The organism is Pseudactinotalea sp. (assembly GCF_048594945.1).
GTDB lineage: Bacteria > Actinomycetota > Actinomycetes > Actinomycetales > Beutenbergiaceae > Pseudactinotalea.
Window position 1 is genome coordinate 1 of the sequence record NZ_JBMDXJ010000407.1, and the last position, 5237, is coordinate 5237.

3 protein-coding genes and 1 pseudogene are annotated in these 5237 nt (G+C 71.8%); 3 read left to right on the top strand and 1 reads right to left on the bottom strand.

Annotated features, from left to right (window positions below; all coding sequences use genetic code 11):
• The 3 genes and pseudogenes from ACOJSN_RS18505 to ACOJSN_RS18515 form a co-directional block, all read left to right on the top strand.
• A pseudogene (locus tag ACOJSN_RS18505) lies at positions 1–2203 on the top strand (hypothetical protein); the annotation flags it as partial.
• A 248-nt stretch (positions 2204–2451) separates the two neighbouring features.
• On the top strand, positions 2452–3519 hold the full coding sequence (locus tag ACOJSN_RS18510) for a sensor histidine kinase (protein ID WP_420113964.1): 1068 nt from the start codon (positions 2452–2454) through the stop codon (positions 3517–3519).
• Positions 3507–4508, top strand: a complete 1002-nt coding sequence (locus tag ACOJSN_RS18515) for a hypothetical protein (RefSeq protein ID WP_420113965.1) — start codon at positions 3507–3509, stop codon at positions 4506–4508. Before ACOJSN_RS18510 ends, ACOJSN_RS18515 begins: the two co-directional genes overlap by 13 nt.
• Here the strand turns inward: ACOJSN_RS18515 and ACOJSN_RS18520 are convergent.
• On the bottom strand, positions 4497–5237 hold a 741-nt coding region (locus ACOJSN_RS18520), incomplete at its 5' end, for an AI-2E family transporter (protein ID WP_420113966.1). The two genes, ACOJSN_RS18515 and ACOJSN_RS18520, sit on opposite strands and share 12 nt — an antisense overlap.

A 5237-nucleotide genomic window follows, 5' to 3' on the forward strand; every position in this document is an offset into this window, starting at 1 on the left:
CGCCCTCGGGTCCCTCGCGGTGATGCCGGCGGCCTCCGCGAGCCCTGACGACGGGCTCTCGGAGACCACCGTCACCCGGTACGAGGTCGATGGTGACGGCCCCGTCGAGGTCACGGTCACGGCCACCCTGGTGAACGAGAAGCCTGACAGCGGCAGCTATTACTACTTCTGGAACTCCTACGGCGTCCTGATCCCCGAGGGTGTCGATGACGTCGTCGCCACCAGCCGGGGAGAGACGCTCTCGCTGTCGATCGAGGCGACCGACGACCCGGACCTGGCCTACGCCGTCGCGAGCTTCGGCGCGCTCATGTACGGGCAAGAACGGGAGATCGTGTGGACCTACACGATCCCGGGCGACCCGATCCGGTCCGACAGCTACACCCGGGTGGGTCCGGGGTACGCGACGTTCGCCGTCGTCGCCACCGGCGACGAGGGTCAGGTCACGATCGAGATCGTGACCCCCACCGCGATGACCTTCGACTCCACCTGGGATGGCTTCACCTCCTCCGACGACGGCGACGTGCGCACCCACCGCTCCACGGAGAGCCAGGACGAGTACGGGGCATCGGCGTACGTCTCGGTCCGTGACCCCGACCAGGCGGACACGACCGACGTGACCGTGGGCGACAACACCCTGACCTTGAGCAGCTTCCCCGGCGATTCCGAGTGGAGTGACTTCGTCACCGAGCAGGTGACGGCGGGCATGCCGCTGCTCGAGGCGACCATCGGGCAGGAGTGGCCGGGCGGCGTCGACACCATCCGCGAGGACGTCTCGCCGGAGGTCCTCGGCTACGCGTGGTTCGATCCCAACCGCGGCGAGATCGTGGTCCCTGAAGACCTCGATGCAGCCCTGCTCATGCACGAGCTCTCCCATGCCTGGCTGAACGAGAGCACCTTCACGGGTCGGTGGTTGTACGAGGGTCTGAGTGAGTTCGTGGGGCAGCGGGTCGCCGAGGAGACCAGCGGGGAGCAGTCACCCTTCAAGACGCCGGACCCTGACGATCCCGATGCCGTCGCGCTGACCTCGTGGGCCGAGGTGAACCTCGCCGACGGTTACGACGATGCCGACACCTACGGCTACGCCGCCTCCTACGCGGCGATGGTCGCCCTCCTGGGCGAGCTCGACGACGACGCGCTGACCGAGGTGATCTCCGCGGCCTACGAGGGCGAGAGCGCCTACGCGGGGCCCGATGGTGCCGACGTCGCCACCCAGCGCACGGACTGGCAGCGGTTCCTGGACCTCCTGGAGACCCACACCGCCGTCGTCGACGCCGACGAGATCTACCGGACCTGGGTGGTCGATGCCGACCAGGAAGAGATGCTCGACGCGCGGTCGCCGGCACGCGAGACGTACGCCGCGATCAACGAGGCCGACGGCGCGTGGCTCCCTCCGCTCGGTCTGCGGACGGCGATGTCCGAGTGGGCCTTCGAGGACGCTGCCGGGATCAGCATCGCCTTGGGACTCGAGGGCACCACGCTCTCCTCCGACGCCCTCGCGAGCACCGCCGGTGCGGTGCAGACCGCAGCCGAGCAGGCTGGGCTTCCCGAGGTCGCCACGGTGCGCGAGAGCTACGAGGAGGCCGACTCCGCCGAGGACTACGCCGCGCTGGCAGCGCTGCTGCCGCAGGCGGTCGAGGTGGTGGGCAATGTCGGGGAGGCGTCGGAGGCCGCGGCGGAGGATGCGAATCCGTTCGGCGAGCTCGGCCAGCTGCTGCTCTCCGTGGACGACTCTGCGGCCGACTCCCGTGACCTCCTCGCCGACGGCGATCTCGACGCAGCCGACGATGCCGCCACCACCACCCTCGACCGCGCCGCGATGGCTCCGTGGCTGGGCGGTGGCCTTGTTCTCGTGGTCCTGCTGGTGCTCGCCGGCGCGACACTTCTGATCATTCGTGCCCGACGGCGTCCCGCCCCCGCCGTCGCCGCCGGCCCGTGGGTCTCCGCGCCGGTCGGGCTCGATCCGAGTGCCTCGCCCTGGCCTGTGCAGGGGGCTACCGGCCCAGGCGGCCCGCCCGGTCACGGTTGGCCACCCGCGCCGCCCGCGCCACCCGGGCCACCTGGTCACGGTTGGCCCGCCCCGGCGCCTGACGTGGTTCCCCAGCACCCACCGACTGCGACGTACCCGGGCGAGGCTCCACCGGGTCACGCGCCGCCGCCCGCATGGCCGAACGGACCGGGCGCATCGCCGGACGACCGGGCCTGAGCGCGCTGGTCGCGTTGCCCGCAGGCCGCCACGCGCCCCTACATCTGGGGTGGCCTGACCGGTTGAGGCCGGCGCACGCTGAGGGTTCGATGGAACGGTGACGACCGAGCCCAGCCCCACCGGCGCCGCGGACCAGGCGCGCATGCTCCCGGTCCACGTCTGACATGCCGGGCGCTCGCTGGTGGCCGCGGCGCCCGCCACGTGGCCTCCGCACGCGAACAGAGGCGGTCGAACGCCCCCTGGGCATGATGGCGAGCATCGGCGCCACGCTGATGATCCTGCTGTCGCTGTCGGCGCTGCGTGCGGACCTTGCCGGCCCGTTCTGGTGGGCGATCCTCACGCTCGTGTACCTGCTCGCCGTGCTGGTGGTGGGCGCGGCCTCGATCACCGGGCCGCTGCCACGCCTGGTGCGGGCATGGCAGCTGCTCGCGCTCGGCGGCCTGGCCCTCACGGTCGTCTGGTCGGTCGCGGGTCCGGCGCACCTGTCGCTGACCTACCTGCTGCTGCCGGCGATGGTGGCGTTCGCGTCGGTCGCGTGGCGGTGGCGCAACGCGCTGATCTTCACCGCGCTGGGTGCGTTGATCCCGCCTGCCCTGGGCCTGCTGCCGGGGATCGAGATCATGCCCGAGGTGGTCTCGCGAGCTCCGCTGCAGCTGAGCACCATCGGCTTCGTTGCGATCTTCCAGGGCGTGCGCCACCAGCTCACCGCCCAGTGGCAGGCCTCGAGCGACGCCGTGGCCGCCCGCGCCGAGCTCGAGGGCGCCCGCGCTGCTCTCGCCGAACGCGCCCGCATCGACTCCTTCATCCACGACGAGATCCTCACCGCTCTGCTCGGCGCGTCCCGTGAACCCGATGAGCCGGTCGTTCGTGCCCATGCCGCCCGGGCTCTCGCGATGCTCGAGTCCGAGCGTGTGGAGCGAGTGCCCGACGGCGGAGGGTTCGTCGATCTTCGTGCTCGCCTCGTGCCGTTGGTCCCCTCGGGCGTGCCGTTCGACCAGCCACCGGCCACGCAGTCGTTCGACGTCCCGGCCACGGTGGCGGAGGCCATCCTCGGTGCCGCGTCGGAAGCCCTGCGCAACGCGGACCGCCACGCCGGCGGCCCCACGCGGGTGCGGCTCGCGCACACGGACCGGGGCGGCGTACTCGTCGAGGTCCACGATCTCGGCCCGGGCTTCGACTCGCAGCGCATCGACCCCGCGCGGCTCGGTGTCGCCGGCAGCATCCTCGGCCGCATGCGGGCCCTGCCGGGCGGCGCCGCCGAGGTGGACTCGGCACCGGGCCAGGGCACCCGGGTGGTGATCCGGTGGACGCCGTGAAGCCGCGCGTGCTCGGCATCTCCGGACTGGGCTCGCGTGTGAGCCGGGTGACGATGATCGTCGTCTGGCTGGCCTTCTCCGCCTACGTCATCGAGCTGCCCGGGTGGCCGCACCCGGCGGTGGCGGCCGCGCTGCTCCTGCTGCTGGGCGCGACCTGGTTCGCCACGGCCGTTGTGGACGAACCGCTCCCGTGGCGCCACACGGTGCTCGTGCTCGCGTTCGCCTCGGCCGGCAGCGTCGTCGCGATGATCGATCCGACGCTCGACCGACTCGCGATCGCCTGGCTCATCACCCTCGCCGGCTACCAGTTCGCGTGCGTCGTCATCCGCGGCCGCGGCACGGTGGCCGTGGCCGCCTACCTCCTGACGACGGTGCTCATGCTTGCTGTGGGGGCGCTGGTTCCCGACGCGCACGGGTCGAGCGCGGGCTGGTCCGAGCCGCCGATGCCCGAGAGCCTGTTCTCGGTCGCGGCGCTTCTGCTCGGGGTGGTGTGGCGCGCCCTGCTGCTCGGCGTGCAGCGCCGTATCGGGGCGGAGGAGCGTGCCGAGAGCGAGAGCCGCGCCGCGGCGGCCGCGGTCCGCGAGGCGATCGCCGTGCGCGAGTCCGAGCTGGCGGGTGCGGCCGAGCGCGCCGCACCCGTGCTGCGCCGCGTCGTGGGCGGTTCGTTCACGGTCGAGGACCAGATCGAGGCGGCCCTGGCGGAAGCCGCGCTCCGTGACGGCATCCGAGCCGGCCGGCTCACCACCACACCCATCCGCAGCGCGGTGGAGAGCGCCCGCCGCCGCGGCTCGGCAGTGATCCTGTTCGATGACGGCGACCCGCACCAGCAGCTCGTCGCGGAGCACGTCGACCGCATCGTGGAGACGCTCGGCCGGGCAGGTCCGCAGGACCGTGTCACGGTCCGGTTGCTGCCGCCGGATCGCGATCTGGTGGGCACCGTGCTGCTCAGCGGCGACGAGGACAGCGAGCTCGAGCGACTACGTCGCTGACCGGGCCCGTTCCTCCAGCGCCAGCTCACGCTGCGAGGTGAGGATGCTCGACAGCCACGCGGCGCGTGGATCGGCATCCACGAACACGGCCTTGATCAGCAGTGTCATCGGCACTGCGAGCACGGCGCCGAGCGGCCCGAGCACCCACGCCCAGAACCCGACCGACAGCACGGTCACCACCATCGAGAGCCCCACGGCGTCGCCCACCACCTTCGCCGGCAGCAGTGTCGTCACGAGCGAGTTCAGCACGAAGTACACGATCACCACGAGCAGCATCTGCTGCCACCCGCCGGTGAGCAGCGCCAGCAGGGCGGGCGGCACCATGCCGATCACGAAGCCGATGTAGGGGATGAAGTTGCACACGGCCGCGAGCACACCCCACAGCAGCGCCAGCGGCACGCCGATCGCGAGCAGGAAGACCGTGTCGAGCACCCCGACGAGGATCGCGAAGGCGCCGGTGATCGCGTAGAAGCGGCGGGTCTGACCGACGAACGCCGTGAGCGCCGCACCCACGCGTGGATGATCGGCCGCCAGCCGCGCGAACCGCATCCCCACGTGCGTGGACTCGACCGTCATGAAGAACAACATGCTGATGAAGAACACGATGCTGCTCGCCGCGCTGAGCACCGAGGGAAGCAGCCGCGTGAGCCAGCTGGTGAAGGACGGCAGGTCGAGCCCGCCCAGCAACGCCTCGATCTGGTCCGGCCCGATCCCCAGTCCGGCGAGCCC